Raw genomic sequence first — 22,637 nt, forward strand, 5'->3', positions numbered from 1 at the left:
AGTCCGCCACCCAAGGTGACCGCACGGATGTAGTATGACTTCTGAAAGTGCGACAAATAGCTTTAATGCCTCCAAATGAGAAGGCATTCACTCCGGTGTGGGGGACAGCGGGCCGACCGGCCCCGGGGAGGCGGAAGGGCGGCCGGAGCAGTGCGCTCCGGCCGCCCTTCCTGTGGTGGTGTCAGACGAGGCCGGTGACCAGGAGGAGGTCACTGACCCGTTCGGCACCCGAGGTGACGGTGACTCGGTAGAGGCCCGGCCGGGGGAGGGTGACGACGGCTACCAGGGTCGCCTCGCTGAGGAGGAGTCGGGGCGTGGCGACGGTCGCCCCGGTGGCCTCGTCGACGATGCGGCAGGTGGTGCCCTCCGGCGGCGCGCCGTGCGCCATCAGCGGCCAGGGCTGCCCGGAGACGGCCGTCTCCGGGAGGGACAGACCGAGCCCGGGGCGCTGGAGGGCGCCCATGGCCGAGCGGGGCCGATGGGCGGCCGGCCGCCGGTCGGTGAGCGCGGACCGGACGAGCTCCAGGACGTTCGGATCCGAGGGGAGGGTGCCGTGCCGGCCGGACACGTACAGGACGGCGTTCGAGGCGGAGGGCGCGGCGGCGTCGCGGGGGACGAGACCGTCCCCGCCACGGTCCCAGCGGACGATCTCGCCGGAATCGCTCCGGTAAGGGCGGCCGTCGGCGTGGGTGCGCGGTGCCGTCAGCAGTGGCTCGACGCCGTCCTCGGTGAGCCGCAGGCCCTGGACGGTCGGCTGGCCGATGCCGACGACGGCGCGGGTGCGGGGGAGGAATGGTGCGCGCGACTCCGCGGCCCGTGCGGCCCGTGCGGCGGCGGCGAGGTCCGGGTCGCCGCCGAGGCGGCGGACGTCGTCGAGGTGGAGTCGACGCGGTCCGCCGTCGGTCTCGACGCAGCGGAAGTCCGGCAGCAGGTCGTACACCCCCGGCAGGGTGGCGGCCAGGCCGTGCAGCGAGCGCGGCAGGAAGCGGCGGCGGCCGCTGAGCATCTCGGCGACAGCGGGGGTGCCGTGGAAGGGCGTGCCGATGGTCACCAGGTCGCGGGTGAGCGCGGCGAGTCGGGAGTCGGCCGCCAGTGCCGCCCGGGCGACGAGTCCGCCGGTGGAGTGGGCGACGAAGACCAGCCGGGGTTTCTCGCCGGGCGCTGCTGCCCGGAGGCGGTGCGGGCTCGTCCGCCAGGCGGCCAGGTGGTGGTGGGCGGCCTCGGCCAGCAGCCGCGCGTTCACCTCGGCGGAGAGCCGCCAGTCGTAGGGGAAGGGTAGGACGGCGTCCTGGTGGGGGACGGTGGCGTGCAGGGCGTCGAGCAGGGGCTGGTAGGTCTCCAGGCCGCCGAGCGTCGAGAGCCAGGTCGGGGCGCGCAACAGGCCGTCGGGGCGCAGGCGCCCGGGCCTGCCCGCGCGCTCGGCGGGGGTGACCTGCAGCGGGGAGAGGTCCCCGAGAGTCAGCCGCAGGAGGTTGGTGGGTCTCAGATCGCCCCAGATGTGCCGGCCGGTCTCGGTGTCGAGGAGCGCACTGCCCATGAAGCCGGGAAGGAAGACGACGGCGTCGTGGGTGAGGTCGCGGGCCGCCGGGTGGCCGGCGGCGGGGGGCAGCAGTTCCTGGTCCACCTCGTACCGGAGCTGTTGGACCACCGCCGTGTTCCAGGCTTCGGGGTACTCGCCGTCCCGGCCGAGGTAGGTGTGGACGGCATCGCCGAAGTCCACGCTGGTGAGTGCGGGGCCCGACGGGTCGGTGTCGGTGTCGGCGTCGGTCGTGGTGACCGGGACGTCGACGCCGGTGGTCCGGGTGAAGTCCTGCAACTCCTCCGGGGTGAGGGTGTCGCGCAGGGCCGCGTCACCTCCGTCGGAGAGGTCGACGCCGGACTGCTGGGCGGCCAGGGCGACCAACTCGGGTGCGTCGTCGCCGAGTTCGGCGGCGATCTGTCGGACGAGGGCAGGACTCCAGGCAATGTCGCGCAGGTCCAGCCCGCTGACCGTGGCGAGGGTGCGGGCGCGAAGCTGCCGGGCATCGAGTGAGTCCAGCGAGCCGCCCGTCCTGTGCAGGCGCAGGAGGGCCACATTGATGGTGAGCAGGATGAACGTGTCCTGGATGGCTTCCGCCGCGAGCAGGGCTCGGTTGAGCAGATCGAAACCCAGGCCGAAGTCGCCACGGTTCGCGGCGATCTGGGAACGCAGGACGAGCATGGCCACGGTGAGGGTCGGGTCGCTCCCGTCGCCGAGAATGTCGTCGGTCATGGCGTCCGCTTCGTCCCAGCGCCCCAGGGAGCCCAGGGCGCCGATGTGCCGAAGGGCGAGTTGGGCATTCTCGGCCACCCGTTGGGGGCGTTCCTGGAGAAGCGCCACCGCCTCGTCCGGCTGGGCGTCGGCGAGGAGCCGGGTCGTTGTCCGCAGCGCCTGTCGGGCCCAGGTCTCGTCGTCGGCCTGCGCCCGGATCTCCGCGGGGGCGATGTTCCCCAACCGCTCGGCGAGGTAGGCCTGTGAGCGCGGTGGCAGCTCGTCGTAGGCCGGTTCCAGCAGTCGGCCCGCCTCTTCGTCCCACCGGTCGTCGAGGACCGCGGTCGGCTCGCCCAGGGCCAGCCGGTGGTACAGCTCCTCGACCCGGTCGCCGTTCTCCTCGTAGTGGGCGACGGCCCGCCGGTGGATCAGCTCCACGACCTCGGGATGGTCGTGCCGGAGCAGTGGCAGCATGACGGCGCGGACGTCCGCCCGGTGGACGACCGCGAACTGCCCCGGTACCTCCTCGACGAGGGAGACTTCCTTCCGGAACCGGTCGAACAGGTCCCATGCGCGGTCCTCGTCCACGGTGCCGAGGCCGCAGGGATCGGCCAGGACGTCGCGGATGACCTCCGGCGTGACCTTCCGGACGACCAGGCCAGGGCTGGCGATGCGGCGCAGGTCCGGGTCCTCCAGGTGGTCGAGGATGCGCCGGTACAGCACGCCCTGGACGGTCTCGGCCTCCAGCTTCTCCCGGAGCCGCTCGTGCAGCGCCGGGTCCCGCAGGGCGTCGGACTCGTGGCGTAGCAGGGCGGCGGCCAGCTTGAGGTTGAGCGGGCTCCGGCCGACCGTGTCGGTGACCAGGTCCAGCTCCTCGTCGGTGGCCCGGGTGAGTTCGGTGACGTGCCGGCGCAGGAAGCGGCGGGCCGTCGCCGGGTCGAAGCCGTCGAGCGGAAGGTGACGGAAGCGGGGATCGTCGACCGGCGCGCGGCCGGCGGCGATGACGCGCAGCTTCGGGCAGATCCAGCGCAGGCTGTCCAGGGCGTGCAGCAGGCGCTCCTGGGCGTGTCCGCCGCGGCGCTGCACCCGCTCGAAGGTGTCCAGGACGAGCAGCGGCGCCTGGCCGCCGAACTCGGACCCGAAGGCGGTCAGGAAGGCGCCGACCCTGCCGAGCAGCAGGTCGGTGTCCCGGGCCTGTGAGCTCCGGTGTTTGGACGAGGAGCTGCGGTCCTGCTCCGCACCGAGGTCGGCGGCGACGGCTCGGCGGAGGGAGTGCCCCAGGGCCTCGGCCCTGGGGGCCAACCCCGGTGCCAGCAGGGCGACCTGGCGGACGGCCTCGATGAGGACGGTCAGCGGGCGATCCGGCGCCAGCTCGGGACGCTCGAAGGTCAGGTAGAGGTGGGCGACGGAGCCCCATGTGGCGCGGTCCAGCAGGAAGCGCGACAGCAGGGTGGACTTGCCGACCCCGCCCGGCCCGTGGACCAGGAGCCAGGGGGAGTAGCCGTCCTGGCCGTCCACGTACCGGCCGAGTGCGCTCAGTTCGTCCCGCCGGCCCGTGAAGGTCTCGTCGGCGAGCGCCCGCAGCGGTTGCAGCAGCCGGGCGCGCTTGAGGTTCTGCTGCAGCTCGTCGGTGGACGGCAGGGTCAGTCCCCGGGCGGCGAGCGCGGTCCGGGTGCCGGGGGTGTCACGGAACCAGCCGACCACGGTGAGGGCGGCGTAGAGCTCGTCGAAGCCCTGTTGCTCCAGCGGGGGGTTCCGTTCGGCGAGGAACCGCTCGACCCAGTCGCGCGCGGCGTCGCGATCCGTGCGGGGCGCGGCGGTGAGGGCGGCCCGCAGGCGTTCCGGGCCGCCCAGGGCCTCGATGGTGAGGGTGCGCACCTCGGGGGTGAGCCGCCAGCGGCGGCCCTCCCGGGTGGTGACCCGTTCGCAGTCCCGGGTGAGGAAGTCCCGCAGGGACGCGTCGACTTCGTCCGCGCCCCTCTCGGCGGCGTCCGTCTCCACGGCGGCTGTCTCCACCGTGGCCGTCTCCAGGCTCTCGGCGGTGAACGCGCCGAGCAGGGCGGTCCGTTCGCGGTAGCCGGCGCGGGGCGGCAGGGTGATGGTCTCGGTCACCGTCGTCAACGTCCCTCGTAGAGGCTTCGGCCGAGGCCGACAGCCGTGTGCTGGATCGCGGCGGTCAGGGGGAGGCCATCGGGGAGGCAGGCGTCGAGGCCGGTCTCGTTCAGGAGCTTGGTGGTGAGGTCGCCGGCCGCCTCGGCGTCGATCGGGCAGCCGGCGTCCGCGGCGACCGCCTGGAAGTACTCGCGGAGGTCCTCGACGCCGATCGGGGCCAGCCGTTCCCTGGCCGCGTGCCACTCGATGTCGGGCGGCAGCCAGCCGTCGTAGGCGAGCAGGACGATCCGCAGCCGGTCCGCCATCTCCTCCTCGACCACCGCCTCGACCAGCCGGCTGACCGCGCGCAGGGCGGGCTCGGTGAAGCGGAGGGACTCCGAGTCGTCGAAGACGAGCCAGTGCCGGGGTCGCGCCGGGCCGGAGCGCTTCTCCTCGCGCATCAGCCCCCTGAGCTGGCTGACCAGCCGGTCGGCCTGCTGGTCCTCGGAGGAGTGGTGGTCGATGTTCATGTTCCACTCCCGGAACTCGTCGTTGAGGAACGCGGTCAGTTCGGCCACCCGGACCGGCTCGGTGTACTGGCTCATCCGGATCCGGCACGGGTCGATCCCCTGGCTGGTGAGCACGTGCTGGATGAGGAACCAGGTGAAGGTCCGCCCGGTCCGCGGACCGCCTTCGACGGTGAGCACGCGGTGGCCGCGGTCCTGGACCATCTCCCGCAACCGGTCACGGAGGGACTTCCGGTCGAAGAAGGCGCGCTGCCGGTCGTTGATCAGGCCGTGGCCGAACGGATCGGTGTGCTGCTCGGCCGCCTCCTCGCTGAGCAGGTTTCTGAAGACCACCGCGTTGGCCCGGGAGTTGGGATCGTCGGCGGCGGCCTGGACGAGCTTGCGCAGCCGCCCGGTCGCGGCTGCCAGCTCGAGGATTTCCGGCCAGGCGTCGAGCATCTTCTGCTGCCAGTGGATCTCCGCCGCTCCGATGCCCGCGAGGGCGGTGAGCTGCCGGGACTCGGGCTGGAGGCTGTAGGAGTCCATGAGTGCCTTGAGCAGCCACTTGGCTCTGAAGTCCTCATGGGGGAACGGGCGTTGGTCCAGCAGTGCCACCGGCTCACCTCACCCCGGCGGCGGCCAGGTCCGCGGCCACCCGTTCGATGCGCAGGCCCTCGTTGCGGAACTCCGACGCACTGAGCCGCCCTCCGGCGCGGGTGTAGCGCCGGTGCAGGGCCACCAACTGCCAGCGCTCGTCGAAGACGGGGGAGCCGGAGGAGCCGTACGCGGTGTCCGTCCAGTACTGCACGACCTGCTCGTCCACGTGCCGGACCACGTTGTGGCGGGCGGCGAGCTTCTTCACCAGCCCGTGCGGGTGCTGGATGATGCAGACCCGGTCGCCCTCGGCGACGGAGACCCGTTCGGGGAGCGGCACCACCAGGGCGTCCTCGGGCAGGGGGTCGGCGGCGCGGATCACGGCCCAGTCGGCCTCCGGCCGGCCGACGGCCGTGCCGGCGTCGCACCGGACGGTGCGGTAGGTGAGTTCCCTTCCGTCGAGGTCCTGCTCGTAGCCGAACCAGGCCTCGACCGCCTCGGCGGGTCGGCCCCCGGAGTGCAGCACGTGGTGGTTGGTCAGCAGCAGGTCGGGGCTGATCCGGAAGGCGGTGCCGTAGCAACTGCTGCCGTCGGCGTGGGTGACCAGCAGCCGACAGACGGCGGTGGCGAGTTCGGCGCCGCGGCGCAGGAACGCGACGTCCAGGAACTCGGAGGTGCGGAAGATCTGGCGTTCCTGCTCGTCCGGGTCCCGGAAGGCGGCCCAGGTGTCCGCCGGGGGCTCCGGTTCGGGGGCGGGGAGCACGGGTCGGGCGGCGAGCAGTTCGCGGATGCGGGTGGCGAGGGCCACGTCGGGGCCTGCGGCGATCCGTTCGAGCAGGGGGCGGAGCTTCTCCTGGTTCCGGGCGACGGTGATCAGGTCGAACCAGACGAGGGTCATCGGCTGGTCCCAGTTGATCGCGGCCGGGGGGATGCCCGCCTGTTGGGCCAGCTCCAGCACCGGGTTGACCCGGAAGTGGACGGACGCGAGCAGGTCGCGGAGCTCGACGGCACCGGGGTCGGTCCACCGGAAGGGGTAGCTGTCCAGGAAGTGGGGTCGCGGGGAGGGGGTCCCGCCCTGCGAGGGGATCGTCGTCGCCATGCCCTGTGTGTTCGCTCGTCGGAGAGGGGGGAGGGGGAGGAGGAGGGGAGGGACCGCCGCGTGGGAGGCTACGGTTGGAAGGCCCAGTACGCGCCGTCCGGGTGCGGGATCCGGGCCAGCCCGTAGCGCCGGGACGGTCCGTGGCCGTGGCGCAGCAGCCCGTGCAGGTCGGACAGGACGGACCGGTGGTCGCCGGGGTAGGAGTGGCCCATCAGGCCGGTGTCGAGGTGGGAGACGTCGACGGTGTCCAGGCCGGGGGCGACCACCAGGCCCGGTCCGGCCTGGCCCGCCCGCGGGTGTTCGGCCAGGCGGCGGGAGGCGGCGAGCGCCAGGTCGTTGGCGGAGACGTAGAGGGTGCAGCCGCGCGCCTGGCGGACGATCCGCGGCAGGAGCTGGCGGAACACCTCGGCGTCGACGTCGGGCGCGGTGAAGACGACCTGCCCGAGCCGGCCCGCTCCCGTGGGGAGGGCGGTGGTGTCCAGGTCTGCCAGGGCGTCGACGACCACTCGGTTGCCCATGCTGTGGGCGACGATGTGCAGCTCGTCGACGCCGGTGCCCGTCAGCACGTGCCGCAGGAACTCCTGGAAGTACGGGACGGCCCGGCGGGCGGCGTTGCCGTCGGCCGCGTAGTCCGTGACGGAGGCCTTGGACGGCCAGCTGTACAGCATGGGCAGGCCGGTGAAGTTCAGGTCGTAGGCGATCTGGGCGGCGCGGACGGCGGCGTCGGCGAAGGAGACGTTGTAGCCGTGGACGAACACCAGCGCCGACCGGGGACCGCCCCCGCCCTCCGGGAGGTGGTGGCCGCGGGCCAGCTCGGCGAACTCGTCGGCGGTGAGCGGGCTGACGTCGTCGAGGTGGGTGTCCCGGGCCGGGCTGGTGCGGAACCGAAGCCGCCACCAGCGGGGTTTCTCGACGGCGCCGACGCGGTGGTCGTCGGGGACGTTCACCCGGACCTGCCCGTACGACAGTTGCCCGCGCTCGCCGCCGTATGACGGCCGCGTCCGGGGGCCGCCGCTCCCGGTGACCGGCGCGCGGTCGGTGGCGTAGAGGACGGGGACGAGCAGCGACCGCGGCGTCGTGCCCCAGGAGGGCGGCGGCGCGTCCGGACCGAAGCGTTCCCGGCCCTCGGTGAGCGCGTCGAACTCGGCGGCCAGGAGGTCGCCCAGCGGCGGGTGCGCCTCGAAGGCGGCGGCCACCGCGTGGGCGGCCTCCTCGACGGCGTCCGGTGCGTCGGCCCCGGGCGCGCCGGGCCCGGCCGACGGCGCCTGGACGCGCGCGCTCTCCAGGGCGCGCAGCGCCACCAGGACCTCGGACTCCAGGCGTTCGCGCTCGGCTTCGGGCAGGCTGTCGGCCACCTTCGGCCAGACCCGGGCGACGGCCGGCTCGAGCACTTCCCACGCGTCCAACACCGGCCCCCAACTGGATCGTTCGCGATGAACCCGACGGTGCGACAACGGTATCGAACCGGATCGATCGCATCATAGGGCCCGGGTGGAGGGGCACTGTCACGAACGCGTGCCGGGTTCGACCTGATCGAGCATCAGGCAACCTGGCCGGCAGCCGGGAACTGCCCAAGCCCACCCGAGTGGAGTGGTGCACCGCGACCTCGGTCCGGGCGGTGAGCCGGTGCTGAGGGCGGCGGACGTTCGGTCGAAGCGGGTGCCGGGCCGGGTGTCAGAGCTGGCGGGAGTGCCCGGAGGCGTGGGCGAGGTCGTCCACGAGGGTGGGGGAGGGCTGGGGGATCTCGCCGTGGTCCTCGTCGTCGGAGTGGACGGGCAGCTGGTGGACGACGGCGGCGACGCGGGCCGGCAGGCGCAGCGTCAGGCCCTCGTGGCAGGCGGCGAGGGTCTCGGCCCACACGGCGGGCGGGAGCGGCCGGCCGGGCCGGGGCGCGGTCGGCGCGGCCCGGTCGCGGGGTTCGGCGGCGAGCCGGTCGGCCTGGTTGCGCCAGTAGTCGGAGTCGCGGAACTCGCCGCGGCTGGCATGCAGGAAGGACAGGCAGCTGGCGGCGGTGGTGCTGCCGCCACCGGCGGCGAACTGCAGCCAGAACTGGCAGCCGTCGTCGTGTCCGGTCAGGTGGAGCAGTGCCGCCAGGACGAGCGCGCCGCCGGGGTGGACGCGCTGCCGGTTGTTGGTGAGGGCCTTCAGGGAGTCGGCGGCCTCGGGCTGGGCGATGATCAGGGTCGCGGCGAGGTCGAGTTCGTGGCGGGCCTGGAGGTGTTCGGCGCCCAGGGGAGCCCGGGCGCGGACGAGACGGCGCAGGTCGGGGGCGGACACGCCGTCGGGCAGCTCGACCGGTTGATCGGGTTCGTCGTCGTACCCGTAGGGCCAGTTCCAGGGGGCGGCTGCCCGGCGGTCGTGTCCCCGTGTCACTTCATGTCCTCCGTGGTGGTTTCGGCGCCGAGGAGGCGGCGGAGCCTGGCCAGGCCCTGGCTGGTGGTGGTGCGGGCGTTGGTCTCGGTGATGCCGAGGTAGGTGGCGATCAGCGGGTAGTCGATCTCCAGCATGTAGCGGAGGACGATCATGTCGTACTGGCGCTCCGGCAGACGCAGGATCGCCTTGTAGAGCGCCTCGTAGTCGTTGTCGAGGTTCTCCAGGCTGATGCGGGCCTGGGCGTGGGCGCGCCGGATGGCGACGGCCCAGTCCGGGAGGACCGCCCTGGGCGGTGTCTGGCCGGTGCTCAACTCCCGGTCGGCGATGCACCGTTTGGCGATCATCCAGGCGTGGGCCTCGACGTCGGGCTGGCTCAGGACGCCGACCCAGTTCTGCCGCAGCTCCCGGCGGACGGCGCGGATCGCCTGGTCGACGAGTTCCGGGTCGTGCAGCCGCGCCCGGGCGACCGCACGCCAGGCCTTCTCGTGGCGCTCGCAGAAGGGTCGGTACGACAGTCGGTGGGTCGGCCGAACGGCCGCCCACTCGTCGTCACTGGTCAATGATCCTCCTCGTCGGCCCCAGGGGGGACGACGTTCGGCCGACCCGGGGTCGGGCACGGTGGGTCCGTGGAGGACTCGCCGTCCTCCTGCGGACATCCAATCGTTCCGGGGAGCCGAATGTGAAGGCAATCACAAAAAGGCTTATACGACCTGCCATATGACAAAAAGTTAAATGATGATCGGTCATATCTGACCGAAAGCGATCGGGTTAGGCTCTGGGTCGGCCGCACCGCGTCGAGCCGGGCAGCCCGCGCCCGGCGAGGCGGTCCGGCGCTTGATTGTCCGCGGCGAGGTGTGGGCATAGTGGACGATGGCCCGCGCCAGGGGTACGCCACGCCTCATCACGGGGTTCGTGGTGCGCGCCGGCCTGCGGGCGTGACAACAGCCGACGCAGGGGGAAACGCATGGCAGCAGAGCAGCACGACGACACCGTCACACCGCCGGACGCCGAGGTCACCCTCGCCATCCACCGCCCCCACACGGCACGGATGTACGACTACTTCCTCGACGGCACGACCAACTTCCCCGCCGACCGGGAGGCCGCCGGACACGCCCTCGCCGTCTTCCCGCAGGCCCCGTTCGCGGCCCGCGCCAACCGGGCCTTCATGCACCGCGCCACCCGCGCGCTCGCCCGGAGCGGCATCACCCAGTTCCTCGACATCGGCACCGGGATCCCCACCTCGCCCAACCTCCACGAGATCGCCCAGCGGACCGAACCGCGGGCCAGGATCGTCTACGCCGACAACGACCCCATCGTCCTCACCCACGCCCAGGCCCTCCTCCACAGCAGCCCCGAAGGGCGCACCGCGTACGTCCAGGCCGACGTCCGCGAGCCCGAGGCCCTGCTGGAGGCGGTCCGGGCCACCGGTGTGCTCGACTTCACCCGGCCGATAGCCCTGAGTCTCGTCGCCCTGCTCCACTTCGTCCCCGAGGGTGCCCACGAGATCGCCGAGACCCTCAGGAACGCGATGCCGGTCCGCGGTTCCGCCCTCGTGATGAGCCACTTCACCCCCGACTACGCCCCCCAGGACGCGGCCCGCATGGAACGGGTCTACCGCGACAACGGCAACCCCGTCCGGGCCCGCGACCACGACGAGTTCAGCCGGTTCTTCACCGGCTGGGACCTCCTCGACCCCGGCATCACCTCCACCCCCCGCTGGCGCCCCGAGCCGGACGACGAACGGATCAGCGACGCCCAGGCGTCCTGCCTGGCCGCCGTGGCCGTCCGTCCCTGACCGGCCCTCGACACCAGTCTGGCAGGCCGCCGCCCCCGATGTGAAAGGCCGTCGCGACGAATTCGCACCGGACCTCCGACCGCCGTCCGGAGGAGTCGGCGCCCCCGGGCCCGGACGGTGACGTCCGGGCCCGGACCGTGACGGCCTGGGTCAGGACCGGATGCTCGCTCCCGCCCAGGCGCGGTTGCCCAGGAGGGTCTTGATGTCCGAGGCGAGTCCGTTGTCCGGGTTCACCCGGAATCCGAGCTCGTAGAGGGTGTTCTTGTCCCAGTTGGTGGTGAGCAGCCGGACCGGGACGTCACCGGGGTGGGACTGGAGGGCGAGTTTGAGTTCGGCGACGACCCGGGGGTTGATCCGGGCGGCGGGGACGGTGATGTGGACGGGCGGCTTGGTGCCGAGCTCGGCGGAGGAGACGTCGAGGGTGGTGATCTCCTGCCCGAAGACGCTCAGTGACCCGTCGCGCTCGTTGAGCCGGCCGCGGATCGAGATCACGTTGTCCTCGATCATCTGCTCGGCCATCAGGTTGTAGGTCGCGGGGAAGAACAGCACTTCGACCGAGCCGTCGCGGTCGGCGAGGGTGATGATCGCCCATGCGTTGCCGGCCTTGTTGATCCGCCGGTCGACGCCGGTGATCAGCCCGGCGAGGCGCACCTCGCCCTCGGAGCGGCCGGAGCCGAGGAGTTCGGCGATCGAGGTGTCGCGGCTCTGGGACAGGATGTGCTCGGCGCCGTCGAGCGGGTGGCTGGAGACGTAGAGGCCGAGCATCTCGCGTTCCAGGGCGAGGAGTTGGCGGCGCGGCCACTCGTTCTCGGTGAGCTGGAAGTCCAGTCCGATGCTGGGCCCGCCGTCGCCGGTGTCAAGGGCGCCGAACAGGTCGTCCTGCCCGATGGCCTGTTGCTTCTTCACCCCGGTGACGGCGTCGATCGCGCTCTCGTGCACGGTGCTGAGCGAGAGCCGGGAGTGGCCGAGGGAGTCGAAGGCGCCGGCCTTGATCAGGGAGTCGACGGTGCGCTTGTTGCACACCACCAGTTCGACCTTGTCCAGGAAGTCGGCGAAGGAGGTGTACTTGCCCTGTTCGTCGCGGGTGCGCACGAGGGACTCGATCACGGGCACGCCGACGTTGCGCACCGCCTTGAGGCCGAAGCGGACGTCGCTGCCGACGGCGGTGAAGTCGACCACCGACTCGTTGACGTCGGGGGAGAGGATCTTGATGCCCATCTGCCGGCACTCGGCCAGGTAGACCGCCATCTTGTCCTTGTCGTCGGCGACCGAGGTGAGCAGGGCGGCCATGTACTCGGCGGGGTAGTTGGCCTTGAGGTAGGCGGTCTGGTAGGAGACCAGGCCGTACGCGGCGGAGTGCGACTTGTTGAACGCGTAGCCGGCGAACGGGACCAGGACGTCCCAGACCGCCTGGATGGCCTCGTCGGAGTAGCCGCGTTCCTTGCAGCCGGCGTGGAAGGGGACGAACTCCTTCTCCAGCACCTCCTTCTTCTTCTTGCCCATTGCCCGGCGGAGCAGGTCGGCCTGGCCGAGCGAGTAGCCGGCGAGGACCTGGGCGGCGCGCTGGACCTGCTCCTGGTAGACGATCAGGCCGTAGGTGGGGCCGAGGACCTCCTTGAGGGGCTCCTCCAGCTCGGGGTGGATCGGGATGATCTCCTGCTGGCCGTTCTTGCGCAGCGCGTAGTTGGTATGCGAGTTCATGCCCATCGGGCCGGGCCGGTACAGCGCGGAGACGGCGGAGATGTCTGCGAACTCGGTGGGCTTCATCAGGCGCAGCAGGGCGCGCATGGGGCCGCCGTCGAGCTGGAAGACGCCGAGGGTGTCGCCGCGGGCGAGCAGCTGGTAGGTGGTGGGGTCGTCGATCGGGATGTTGTCGATGTCGACGTCGACGCCCCGGTTGGCCTTCACGATCTTGATGCAGTGGTCGATGATGCCCAGGTTCCGCAGGCCCAGGAAGTCCATCTTGATCAGGCCCATGGCTTCGCACGACGGGTAGTCGAAGCCGGTGATGATGGTGCCGTCCTTGTCCCGCATGTGCAGCGGGATCAGGTCGAGCAGCGGCGTCGAGGAGAGGATCACCGCGGCCGCGTGCACGCCGGTGCCGCGGATCAGGCCCTCGATGCCGAGGCCGGTGTCGATGATCTTCTTGACGTCCGGCTCGTTCGCGTAGAGCCCCCGGATCTCGGTGCCCTCGTTGTAGCGGGGGTGCTTCTCGTTGAAGAGGTCGGCCAGCGGGACGCCCTTGCCCATGACGTCCGGCGGCATCGCCTTGGTGATCCGGTCGCCCATCGAGAAGGGGTAGCCGAGGATGCGGTTGGCGTCCTTGACGGCCGCCTTGGCCTTGATCGTGCCGAAGGTGTTGACCTGCGCGGTGTACGCGGAGCCGTACTTCTCGGTGACGTAGCGCACCATCTGGTCGCGCTGGCGGTCGTCGAAGTCGATGTCGACGTCCGGCGGGTTGATGCGCTCGGGGTTGAGGAAGCGCTCGAACAGCAGGTCGTGTTCCAGCGGGTCGAGCTGGGTGATGCCGGTCAGGTAGGCGACCATCGAGCCGGCCGCCGAGCCTCGGCCGGGGCCGACCGGGATGCCGTTGTCACGGCCGTACTGGCAGATGTCGGCGACCACGAGGAAGTAGGCGTCGAACCCCATCGGGGTGATCACGCCCATCTCCAGCTCGACCCGGTCCAGCACCTCCTGGCTCGGGTTGTCGCCGTAGCGGTGCTGGAGGCCGGCCGCGATCTTCTTGCGCAGGTACGAGGCCTGGGTCTCGCCCTCGGGCACGTCGAACTGCGGCATCCGGTCGACGTAGGTGAAGACCTCCTCGTACGACTCGACCCGCTCGGCGATCGCGAGCGTGTTGTCGCAGGCCTCCGGGAGGTCGCGGAAGAGCTCGCGCATCTCCTCGGCGGTCTTCACGTAGTAGCCGGTGCCCTGGAACTTGAAGCGGTTCGGGTCGTCCTTGTTCTTGCCCACGCCGACGCAGAGCAGGCTGTCGTGGGCGTCGGCCTGGTCGGCGGTCACGTAGTGCGAGTCGTTGGTGGCCAGCAGGGGGATGTCCAGCTGCTTGGCGAGCCGGAGCAGGTCCTCGCGGACGTCGCGCTCGATGTCCAGGCCGTGGTCCATCAGCTCCAGGAAGTAGTTCTCCTTGCCGAAGATGTCCTGGTACGCCCCGGCGGCCTTCACGGCCTCCTCGTACTGGCCGAGCCGCAGCCGGGTCTGCACCTCGCCGGAGGGGCAGCCGGTGGTGGCGATGATGCCCTCGGCGTTCGCGGCGATCAGCTCGCGGTCCATCCGGGGCTTCATGTAGTAGCCCTCCATCGACGCGAGGGAGGAGAGCTTGAACAGGTTGCGCAGGCCGGTGGCGTTCTGCGCCCACATCGTCATGTGGGTGTAGCGGCCGCCGCCGGAGACGTCCTTGCCGCCCTCGCCGTCCGCGCCGGTCGGGCGCTGGCCGCCGGGCGACCAGAACACCTGCTTCTTCAGGAAGCGCGAGGACGGTGCCACGTACGCCTCGATGCCGATGATCGGTTTGACGCCGGTCTTCGCGGCGGCGTGGAAGAACTCGTAGGCGCCGAACATGTTGCCGTGGTCGCTCATCGCGATGGCGGGCATGCCCTGTCTCTCCGCCTCGGCGAACAGCTTGCCGTTCTTCGCTGCCCCGTCCAGCATCGAGTACTCGGTGTGGACGTGCAGGTGCGCGAAGCTGTCGGACACGGCGCTGTGCTCCTGGGGCGGGTGTCGGGAGGGGGAGCGGTCCACGCTAGCCGATCGGCGGCGGCGACGCGCCGGGCGGGGGGTCGGTTGCGGGGACCTTGACGCATCCTTCCCGGTTCCCTGACGGGCTCTGCGCGTTCGCGGCGGATCCGGAACCACCGTCGACCGAACTCGCAGCGGGGAGTGGGCCGTTGCGCGCCGTGTAGGTGCCCGCGGAAGCCGGGGCGGGCCAAGTTCGCGGTTTTCCACGATGCCCGCGCGTGGTGGCCGCGTGCCGGTCTGTGACTGCCACCGCAGCCCGCACCGGGCCGGGCGGATCCGGCACAGGAGACCGGCCGTTCGCGGGCACTTCAGGAAGGACATTGCCATGAACAGGCGAATCCGTGCGGCCTCGCTCTGCGCCGTGCTCGCCGCCGCGGTCCTCGTCGGCGGTACGGCCCAGGCGTACGCGGCCTCCCCCGCCCAGGCGCCGGCCGCGGCGCCCGCGGCCGTCACGCCGGTGTCACCGCGAAGTGGGCGCGTGAGTCGGAGGGCTTCATGACCGGCACGGAGGGCTCGGTCACCTTCGCCGTGGCCGGGGAGCAGAACGGCGTCACGGTGCACTGGAACAACCCCACGGCCTCGTCGGCCGGGAACAGCTGTCGGACGAGCCCGAACGGGAACGCCGTCTCCTCCGGTACGCCGCGCGCGCGTCCGATGTGCATCGCGTCGCCGTCGGCCTGCTGCCGGACGATCGCCTCCAACGCGGTGCTCCGCCCTCTGCCGGCCACCGGCGCCGAGAGCAGGACCCAACGGCCGCCGCCCGCTCGGGCCGATGCCGCGACTGCCGCGGCCATGTCAAGCACCTCGTCGCGCTCCAAGAGCATGTGTCGACCAACCCCTTCGGCTGTTCGTCCCGCGGTGCCGGTCGGGGCTCGCGCCATCCGCCGGGATTCGGCCTCCGTGGCACCGGAGCCGATTTCCGCGGGAACACCGTGACGATCTCGTCCTGGGTCGATCTTCACCCGGGTGCGGGACTCGTCCGCTCATCGCGTGGAAAACGGCGCGATCGTGCGCGTGGCCGTGCTGGATCCCGCTGCTTCTATCACGTTTCACATACGAACTTTCCGCCGGCGGCGGTCCGCCGTGGAGGTGTGGTTCGGGTGGGAACGGTCCGGCCCGGCAATTCCTCGGACGTGTGTTCGGTGAGCGAGGGGGCGTCAGCCCGTCGGCCTGCCGCCCGTCTGCCAGTCCCTCGGGGACATGCCATAGGTCGCGCGGAAGGCGCGGCTGAAGTGGCTGGAGTTGGCGAAGCCCCAGCGCCGGGCGATGCCCGCCACGCCGAGTTCCGCGGCCATCGGGCGCAGCAGGTCCCGGCTGCAGCGCTCCAGGCGCTGGGTCCGGATCCACCCGCCGACCGTGAGGTCCTCCTGCTGGAACAGCTTGTGGAGGAAACGCACCGACATGAAGTTCGCCTCCGCGACGGTGGACGGCGAGAGGTCCGGGTCGCGCAGGTTGCGCAGGATGTGGTCCTTGACCCGCTCCAGCGAGGCCGCGCTCTGCGAGTCCTGCGGCCGGGTGCGCCCGGCCCGGTCGTCGATGAGCAGGGCCAGCAGGTCGAGTGCCGTGGCTGCGGCGCGGCGCCCGACGGCCTCCTCCAGCCCGGCCGCCTGGCGCGTCATCTGCCGGAGGTAGGTCGCCAGCAGCGCGGCACTGCCCTCGGTGCCGCTGAACGCCGTCGCGGTGAGCGCCCGCAGGTCCTTCTCCCGGACGTGGAGTTCCGCGCGGGGGAACTGGAAGGAGGTGAAGGCGAAGTCCTCGTCGATCCTCTTGCGGAACACCCGGGAGGTGTCGGTGAAGGAGAACTCGCCGGGCCGCACGAGCGTCTCCCTGCCGTCCTGCTCCTTGAGCGAGGTGCCGCGCTCCTGAACGGTGAGGATGAGCGTCGGCGAGTCGTCGTCGGTGAGCAGGTGCCGGTCGCGGGTCAACGTCTGGGGCCCCGCCTGGACCCGCGAGATCCGCACCGGGCCGAGTCGGCGGCCGGTGATCTCCCCGGGCGACGGCTCCTCCTCCAGGAGGTCCACCTCCAGCGGCACGAAGGTGTGGCACATCGCGTCGTGCCACGCCTCCGCCCGGTCGGAGGCGGACAACCGCGCGGTGGAGAGAGACGCGGGCACCGGGTTCCTCTCAGCTCGGTCGCCCCGGTTCGGGGATTCCGGGACAGCCTGCCGGTCGGCCCGCGGCGGGGCATCGCGTGAACACGTGAGATCAGGGAGGAACCGTCCCCACCCGCCTCACTTGAGGGCTCCGTCGGTCGCGGCGGTGGTGACGTGGCGCTGGGCGACGACCAGCAGGACGGCGGCGGGCACGGACGCCAGGACCGCGGTGGCCATGACGGCGTTCCACTGGTTGGTGTGGGCGCCGATGTACTGGTACACGCCCAGCGTGATCGGCCGGACCGTCTCCGTGGTGGTCAGGGTGAGGGCGAAGAGGAAGTCGCTCCAGGCGAAGAGGAAGGTGAACACCGCGGCCGTGACCAACCCGTTGGTGCTCAGCGGGAGCACCACGGAGCGGAGGATCCGCAGGCTGCCGGCACCGTCCACGCGCGCGGCGTCGACGATCTCCCGGGGGATGGTCCGCATGGACGCCCGCAGGATGACGATCGCGAACGGGACTCCCGCGGTGGAGTCGGCGAGGACCAGCCCGAGGTGGGAGTTCAGCAGCCCCAGGTCGCTGTACGCGCCGTAGAGCGCGTCGGCCACGACGACGCCCGGCACCATCTGGGTGACCAGGATGCCCAGCAGGGCGAGGTCGGTCCCGCGCGGCCGCAGCCGCGTCAGCGCGTAGGCCGCCGGGGCGGCGAGCGTGAGGCTGAACGCCGCGCTGCCGAGGGCCACGACGAGGCTGGTGACGAGGTTGCGCCCCTGGTCGCGCAGCGCGGAGGCGTAGCCGCCGAGGTCCGGACGGAGCGGGAACCACCCTCCCCGCAGGGTGTTGCCCGCGGGCTGGAGGGAGGCGTTGACCATCCAGTAGACGGGGAACAGCATCAGCGCGAGCAGGGCGATCCCGACGGCGGTGGAGAGCAGGCCGCGGCGGCGGCCGGACTCGCGTTTCACGGGCTCGCCTCCCGGGCGGCGCGGGCCCGCCGGTCGGCGCGCAGGTAGGCGAGGGCGCACACCAGCGACAGGACGACGAGCAGGTTGCCCGTCGCGGCACCGCGCCCGAAGTCGTACTGCCGGAAGGACAGTTCGTAGGACTGGGTGGCGAGGGTCTCCGTGGCGCCGGCCGGCCCGCCGCCCGTCACCACGAGGATGATGTCCAGCACCTTGAGCGTGTAGACCACGCCCAGCACCAGCACCACGCCCACCACGGGCCGCAGCAGCGGCCAGGTGATGTGGCGGAACGTCGCCAGGCGGCCGGCGCCGTCCAGCGCCGCCGCCTCGTACACGGGCGTGGGGATGTCCTGCAGACCGCCGTACAGGATCGCCGTGTTGAAGGGGATCCCGACCCAGATGTTGACGAGGACCACCGCCACCAGCGCCTGCGAGGTGCCGGTGAGCCAGGGGACGCCGGAGGACGAGAGGTGGAGGCCGCGCAGCACCGCGTTGACGACTCCGCTGTCGGGGTCGAGCATCCACCGCCACGTCGTCCCGGAGACGACCAGCGGCAGCAGCCACGGCAGCAGCAGGAGCGAGCGCAGCAGGCCGCCCAGCGGGAAGCGCCGCCGGAAGAACAGGGCGAGGGCCAGGCCGACGGCGAACTGCCCCAGGACCGAGCCGGCGGTGAACAGGACCGTGGTCAGCAGGGTCGTGGGGAACCGCTCCGAGGAGAGGACCGCCGCGTAGTTCCGCAGCCCCACGAACGGTGCCTCACCTGTGTAGAAGGTCGTGACGGTGTGGTGCCGGAAGCTCGTCACGACGTTCTCGGCGAGCGGGTAGCCGAAGAACAGCAGCAGGTACGCCGCGGCCGGCGCGAGGAACGTCCACCGGGCCCACCGCTCCCGGCGCCGTGGTGGGACCGGGTCAGTTGTCGGTCGCGAGCCGCTGCGCATGCCTGAGGGCTTCCTCCGGGGTCTGCTCGCCCGTCAGCGCGGACTGGATCGCGGTGTGGATCCCGGTCGCCGCCTGCGGCCACCTGACGCCGAGTTCGCCGGTACGGGCCCGCGCCGCCTCCACGCTCTTCACGAAGGCGGCCATCGAGGGGGTCCGCTCGGCGTACTGGGCGGCCACCGCGGTGCGGGACGGCACGGTGAAGTGCTGCCGGGCCGCGGTGAGCATGTTCGCCGGGCTGTTCAGGCAGGCGAGGACCTGGGCGGCCTTCTCCTGCCGGGCCTTGGAGGGGCCCTTCGGGACCGTCCACACCTCGCCGCCGAGCGGGGTGACCGGGGTCTGCCCCAGCTGGGGCACGGGCACCGGGGCCACTCCCCAGTGCAGGTTCGCGTCCTGGTCGAGGGCCGGGATCCGCCACGGTCCGTTGATCATCATGGCGGTCTTCCCGGCGACGAACTGGTCGTGGACGTCGGCCTGCGTCCAGTTCAGCACGGACTTCGACATGGACCCGCTGTTCACCAGGTCCACCCACAGCCGGAGCGCCTGCGCGGCCTGGGGAGTGTCCAGCTGCTTCTCGTCGCCGCCGTTGGACCACAGGAAGGGCAGGAACTGCCAGGTGCCCTCGAAGGTGGGGTTCGCGTCGACGGCCATGCCGTAGCGCCCGGGGCGGGTCAGCGCGGCGGCCGCCGCCTTCAGCTCGTCCCAGGTCCTCGGGACGGCGACACCGGCCTCTGCGAGCATGTCCTTGTTGTAGATCAGCGCGACCGTGCTGACGTTGGGGGCCAGCCCGTACACCGTGCCCTCGTAGGTGCCCGCGGACCGGATGCCCTCGGCGAAGCCGTCGGCGTCGATGCCGTACGCGTCCAGCGGGGTCAGCGCGCCGGTCCGGGCGATCTGCTGCAGGTCGGGGTTGTCGAGCATCAGCAGGTCGGGGAGGGTCCGCGACGACGCCTGCTGGAGGACCCTGGGGATGAGGGACGCCCCGGGGACGCTGGTCTGCTCGACCTTCACCCCGACGCTCCGGCCGCACGCGTCGAGCATCTCGCCCCACTGGGCGTGCTCGGACGCGTCGGTGTAGTAGTCGAGCGCGGTGATGGAGGTGACCTCACCCCCGGCCGAACCGGAGCCTGAGCCGGAACCGCTGCCGGAGCCGCACCCGGTGGCGGCGAGCGCCAGGAGGACGCTTGCGGTCAGGAGGGCGGCGGTCCGCCGCGCCGGCGGGCTGGCCGGTGAGAACATGCTGGTGCCTTTACCGAGTGACGGGGTGACCTGGTCGGTCGCCGGGAGGGACCGGACTGCGGGAACGCCGTCAAAAGCGGACCGACCGGCCCCTTCCGTTCGAACGCCCATTAAACAGGTCGCCGTCGGCGGCATGGTCGGCGCCCTCCTCGACGGCCCGCCCGCTCAGCCCTCGGGCAGCGACGCGACCAGGTTGGCGAGCTGGACCCGGGATCTGATCGACAGTTTCCGGAAGACGGCGGTCAGGTGGGTGTTGACCGTGTGCGGGGAGACGACGAGCGCCTCGGCGGCCGACCGGTTGGTGTGGCCCTGGGCGATGAGGTGCGCGACCTTCCGCTCCGAGGCCGTCAGGGCCCCCCACCCCTGGACGGGGCGCGGCGCGGCGGCCGCCTTCCGCCGGCCGGCCTCCGGTCCCTCCAGCGCGCGTCGCACCTCCTCGGCCGCGGCGTGGGCGCCCGACTCGGCGAAGGCGCCCCGGGCGTGAGCCAGCGCCGCCGTGGCGCGGTCCTTGCGCCCGACTGCCAGGAGCGCCCGGCCGAGGTCGGCGTACGCGGCGGCCCGGACCAGCCGGCGGGGGCTCTCCGCGAGCAGCTCCACGGCGTGTTCGAGCACGGCGGGGTCGTTCGCCACCAGCCCGCGGGCCTGGGCCGCGAGGCCGGCGGCGGTCGGCACCGACGGGTTGCGCCCGGCGTGGGCCTCGGCCTGCGCGGCCAGGTCCTCGGCGAGTTCGGGCGCCCCGCCGCGCAGGGACATCCGGACCGCGGCGTCGACCCAGTCCCGCAGCAGCCGCCAGCGCATGAAGAGTCCCTCCCGCTGGACCTGGCGGATCCGGTCGACGGCGAGCCCGAGGTCCCCGTCGGCCTCGGCGTGCACCGCCTCCAGGAAGCGCACCGCGGCCGTGTTGCCAGGGTTCGGCTTGACCGCCAGGCGTTCCCGCGCGGCGGCCAGGTGCTCCCTCGCCGCCTCCCGGTCGCCGCGCAGCAGGGCGAGCCGGGAGCGGATCACCCGGCCGTTCACCTGCTGGACGGGCACCCCCACCCCGTCCTCCAGGTGCTCCATGGTCTCGAAGCCGGCCTCTGCGTCGTCGAGCCGGCCGAGCCCCAGGTCGTGCTGGCCGCGGGCCCACAGCAGCATGGCCTGACGCGTCGTCCCGGCCTCGCCCGCCGGCCCCAGGAGCAGGCGTTCGGCCGCCGCGAAGTCGTCCACGTGCAGGTGCGCGACGATCTCCTCGGGGAGGAAGCCGGAGTCGATGGCGCTCAGCGCGGCGAAGCGCTCCAGCCCGAGCGCCGTCTCACCGGCGTTCAGCGCGATCTCGCCGAGCCCGGACAGGGCCAGGACGTGGGCCTCCCGGTCACCGGCGGCGGTGGCGGCGCGCAGTGCGGCCTCGCCGGCCTCCCGCGCCGCGACGAGGTCGCGGCCCCGGGACAGGGCCAGCGCGCGCAGGGCGGCCAGCCTGGCACAGATCTCCGGGGCGGAGCCGCCGGTGGTGAGCGCGGCCTCGGCCCGGCGGCGCAACTCCTCGGCGAGGTCCAGGGACCACAGCGTCCCGCCGAGGGCGGCCTGGAGCCGGCCGAAGGTCTCCAGTGGCGGCCGCTCGGCCAGCAGCCGGTCGCCCGCCGACAGCGCCTCCCGGTTCCGGCCGGCCCGGGTCAGGGTGAGGATCGCCTGCTCGCCCACGGCGAACTTCAGCGGCCCTGGCGACGGCACCAGTTCGAGGGCGCGCGTCATCAGGTCGGCCGCGAGGCCCGGCGTGACCGGCAGCACGTCCTCGGCCGCCCGCCGCAGCAGCGCCACGGCCTCCTCGTCCCCCGGCACGGCTCCCCGGAGGATGTGCGGCACCGCGTCGACCGGCCGCCCGCCCGCGGCGACCAGGTGGCGCGCGGCCTCGCGGTGCAGGGCCTTGCGGGCCGACGGCGGGACGTCGGCGTAGACCGCCTGGCGCAGCAGGTCGTGCCGGAACACCAGGTGGTCGCCGTCGTCGTCCAGGAGCCCGGCCCGTACGGCCTCCTCCAGCGCCGGGACCAGCGCGGCGGCCGGTCGGCCGCAGAGCGCGGCGGCGTCCTGGAAGCCGAACCCGCGGCCCAGCACCGCCCCCGTCCGGAGGAAGTGCAGGGTGTCGGGCCGCAGGGAGCTGAGCCTGCCGCGCACGCCCCCCACGAGCCCGGAGGGCACGGTCTGCTCCGCGGCGTCGGCGATCCGCAGCCCCGCCAGCGTCTCGACCGCCAGGAACGGGTTCCCGCCGGCTCCGTCGAGCAGGTCCCGTACCCAGGCGTCGGCCGCCGTGCCGAGGGCGTCGTCGGCCAGCTGGCCGATGGCCGCGCCGGACAGCGGGCCGAGGGCCACCGTGACCGTAGGAAGGTTGCCGGTCGCGGCCGCGACCACCTCCTCCGCCGGGCCGGCGGGCTCCTGTCGCGCGGTCAGCAGCCACAGCACCGGCGAGGTCCGCAGCCGGGTCGGGAGCTGCTGCAGGGCGAACCGGCTCAGCGCGTCGGCCCACTGCACGTCGTCCAGGCCGATCAGCACCGGCCCGCTGCCCGCCAGGGCCTCGACGGCCTCCGCCAGGCGCTCCACCAGCCAGATCCGCTGGTCGTGACGGCGGGCCAGATCGACGAAGGCGCCGTCGGACAACAGCGGCCGGTCGCCGTGCAGGAGACTGGCCGCCAGGGACGAGAGCGGCACGATGTGGTGCAGTTCCTCGGCCTTGCCCAGGCCGACCGCGAAACCGGCGGCCCCGGCCCGGGAGACGGCCTCGGCGAGCAGCGTGGTCTTGCCGATGCCGGGTTCGCCCTGGATCAGGGCCAGCCCTCCGCCTCCCGTGCGGGCCACCGAGGTGATCAGTGCCTGGAGCTGCTCGAGCTCGGCCTCCCGGCCGCGCAGTCCACTGCGGGACAGCGGACCGCCCGACCCTGCCATGTCCGCGCTCTCCCGTCGCACCCGTCCTGCTGCCGTTCGCAGCTTCCCGAGGGTA

At 72.5% G+C, this 22,637-nt stretch carries 14 protein-coding genes; 1 reads left to right on the forward strand and 13 read right to left on the reverse strand.

The features are described from left to right. Window positions 1–181: 181 nt before the first annotated feature. From ACWDBE_RS00675 to ACWDBE_RS00700, 6 genes are all read right to left on the reverse strand, one after another. Window positions 182–4,342, reverse strand: a complete 4,161-nt coding sequence (locus ACWDBE_RS00675; RefSeq protein ID WP_449806683.1) for an AAA family ATPase — start codon at window positions 4,340–4,342, stop codon at window positions 182–184. Window positions 4,343–4,347: 5 nt separating this feature from the next. After that, window positions 4,348–5,442: an effector-associated domain EAD1-containing protein gene (locus tag ACWDBE_RS00680; RefSeq protein ID WP_449806684.1), complete on the reverse strand. Its 1,095-nt coding sequence runs from the start codon at window positions 5,440–5,442 to the stop codon at window positions 4,348–4,350. Window positions 5,443–5,446: 4 nt separating this feature from the next. Then, window positions 5,447–6,520 (reverse strand): trypsin-like peptidase domain-containing protein, encoded by a 1,074-nt coding sequence (locus tag ACWDBE_RS00685; RefSeq protein ID WP_449806685.1) that lies wholly within the window; start codon window positions 6,518–6,520, stop codon window positions 5,447–5,449. A 68-nt stretch (window positions 6,521–6,588) separates the two neighbouring features. Beyond that, the gene (locus tag ACWDBE_RS00690) at window positions 6,589–7,911 is read right to left on the reverse strand and encodes an alpha/beta hydrolase (protein WP_449806686.1); all 1,323 of its coding nucleotides are present in this window, start codon (window positions 7,909–7,911) and stop codon (window positions 6,589–6,591) included. Between the two features lie 283 nt (window positions 7,912–8,194). Next, window positions 8,195–8,893 carry a hypothetical protein gene (locus ACWDBE_RS00695; RefSeq protein WP_449806687.1) on the reverse strand — a complete coding sequence of 233 codons (699 nt, stop codon included), beginning with the start codon at window positions 8,891–8,893 and terminating at the stop codon, window positions 8,195–8,197. Further along, the gene (locus ACWDBE_RS00700; protein WP_449806688.1) at window positions 8,890–9,453 is read right to left on the reverse strand and encodes an RNA polymerase sigma factor; all 564 of its coding nucleotides are present in this window, start codon (window positions 9,451–9,453) and stop codon (window positions 8,890–8,892) included. Before ACWDBE_RS00700 ends, ACWDBE_RS00695 begins: the two co-directional genes overlap by 4 nt. A gap of 404 nt (window positions 9,454–9,857) precedes the next feature. Here ACWDBE_RS00700 and ACWDBE_RS00705 point away from each other — a divergent pair, with 404 nt between their 5' ends. Beyond that, window positions 9,858–10,688 carry an SAM-dependent methyltransferase gene (locus tag ACWDBE_RS00705; protein ID WP_449806689.1) on the forward strand — a complete coding sequence of 277 codons (831 nt, stop codon included), beginning with the start codon at window positions 9,858–9,860 and terminating at the stop codon, window positions 10,686–10,688. Between the two features lie 150 nt (window positions 10,689–10,838). Here ACWDBE_RS00705 and dnaE read toward each other — a convergent pair whose 3' ends face one another. The 7 genes from dnaE to ACWDBE_RS00740 form a co-directional block, all read right to left on the reverse strand. Beyond that, a complete protein-coding gene (dnaE, locus tag ACWDBE_RS00710) occupies window positions 10,839–14,402 on the reverse strand; it encodes a DNA polymerase III subunit alpha (RefSeq protein WP_449806690.1) in 3,564 nt (1,187 codons plus the stop codon). Between the two features lie 491 nt (window positions 14,403–14,893). Then, window positions 14,894–15,238 carry a hypothetical protein gene (locus ACWDBE_RS00715; RefSeq protein ID WP_449806691.1) on the reverse strand — a complete coding sequence of 115 codons (345 nt, stop codon included), beginning with the start codon at window positions 15,236–15,238 and terminating at the stop codon, window positions 14,894–14,896. Between the two features lie 363 nt (window positions 15,239–15,601). After that, entirely contained in the window at window positions 15,602–16,558 is a 957-nt protein-coding gene (locus ACWDBE_RS00720; RefSeq protein WP_449806692.1) for an AraC-like ligand-binding domain-containing protein, read from the reverse strand. Window positions 16,559–16,675: 117 nt separating this feature from the next. Further along, window positions 16,676–17,497, reverse strand: a complete 822-nt coding sequence (locus ACWDBE_RS00725) for a carbohydrate ABC transporter permease (RefSeq protein WP_449806693.1) — start codon at window positions 17,495–17,497, stop codon at window positions 16,676–16,678. Beyond that, window positions 17,494–18,432 (reverse strand): carbohydrate ABC transporter permease, encoded by a 939-nt coding sequence (locus tag ACWDBE_RS00730; RefSeq protein ID WP_449806694.1) that lies wholly within the window; start codon window positions 18,430–18,432, stop codon window positions 17,494–17,496. The genes ACWDBE_RS00725 and ACWDBE_RS00730 overlap by 4 nt, the downstream gene beginning before the upstream one ends. Next, the gene (locus ACWDBE_RS00735; protein WP_449806695.1) at window positions 18,404–19,669 is read right to left on the reverse strand and encodes an ABC transporter substrate-binding protein; all 1,266 of its coding nucleotides are present in this window, start codon (window positions 19,667–19,669) and stop codon (window positions 18,404–18,406) included. Before ACWDBE_RS00735 ends, ACWDBE_RS00730 begins: the two co-directional genes overlap by 29 nt. A 165-nt stretch (window positions 19,670–19,834) precedes the next feature. Next, window positions 19,835–22,582, reverse strand: a complete 2,748-nt coding sequence (locus tag ACWDBE_RS00740; protein WP_449806696.1) for an ATP-binding protein — start codon at window positions 22,580–22,582, stop codon at window positions 19,835–19,837. Between the last annotated feature and the right edge of the window lie 55 nt (window positions 22,583–22,637).

It is taken from the genome of Kitasatospora sp. NPDC001132, assembly GCF_053598415.1.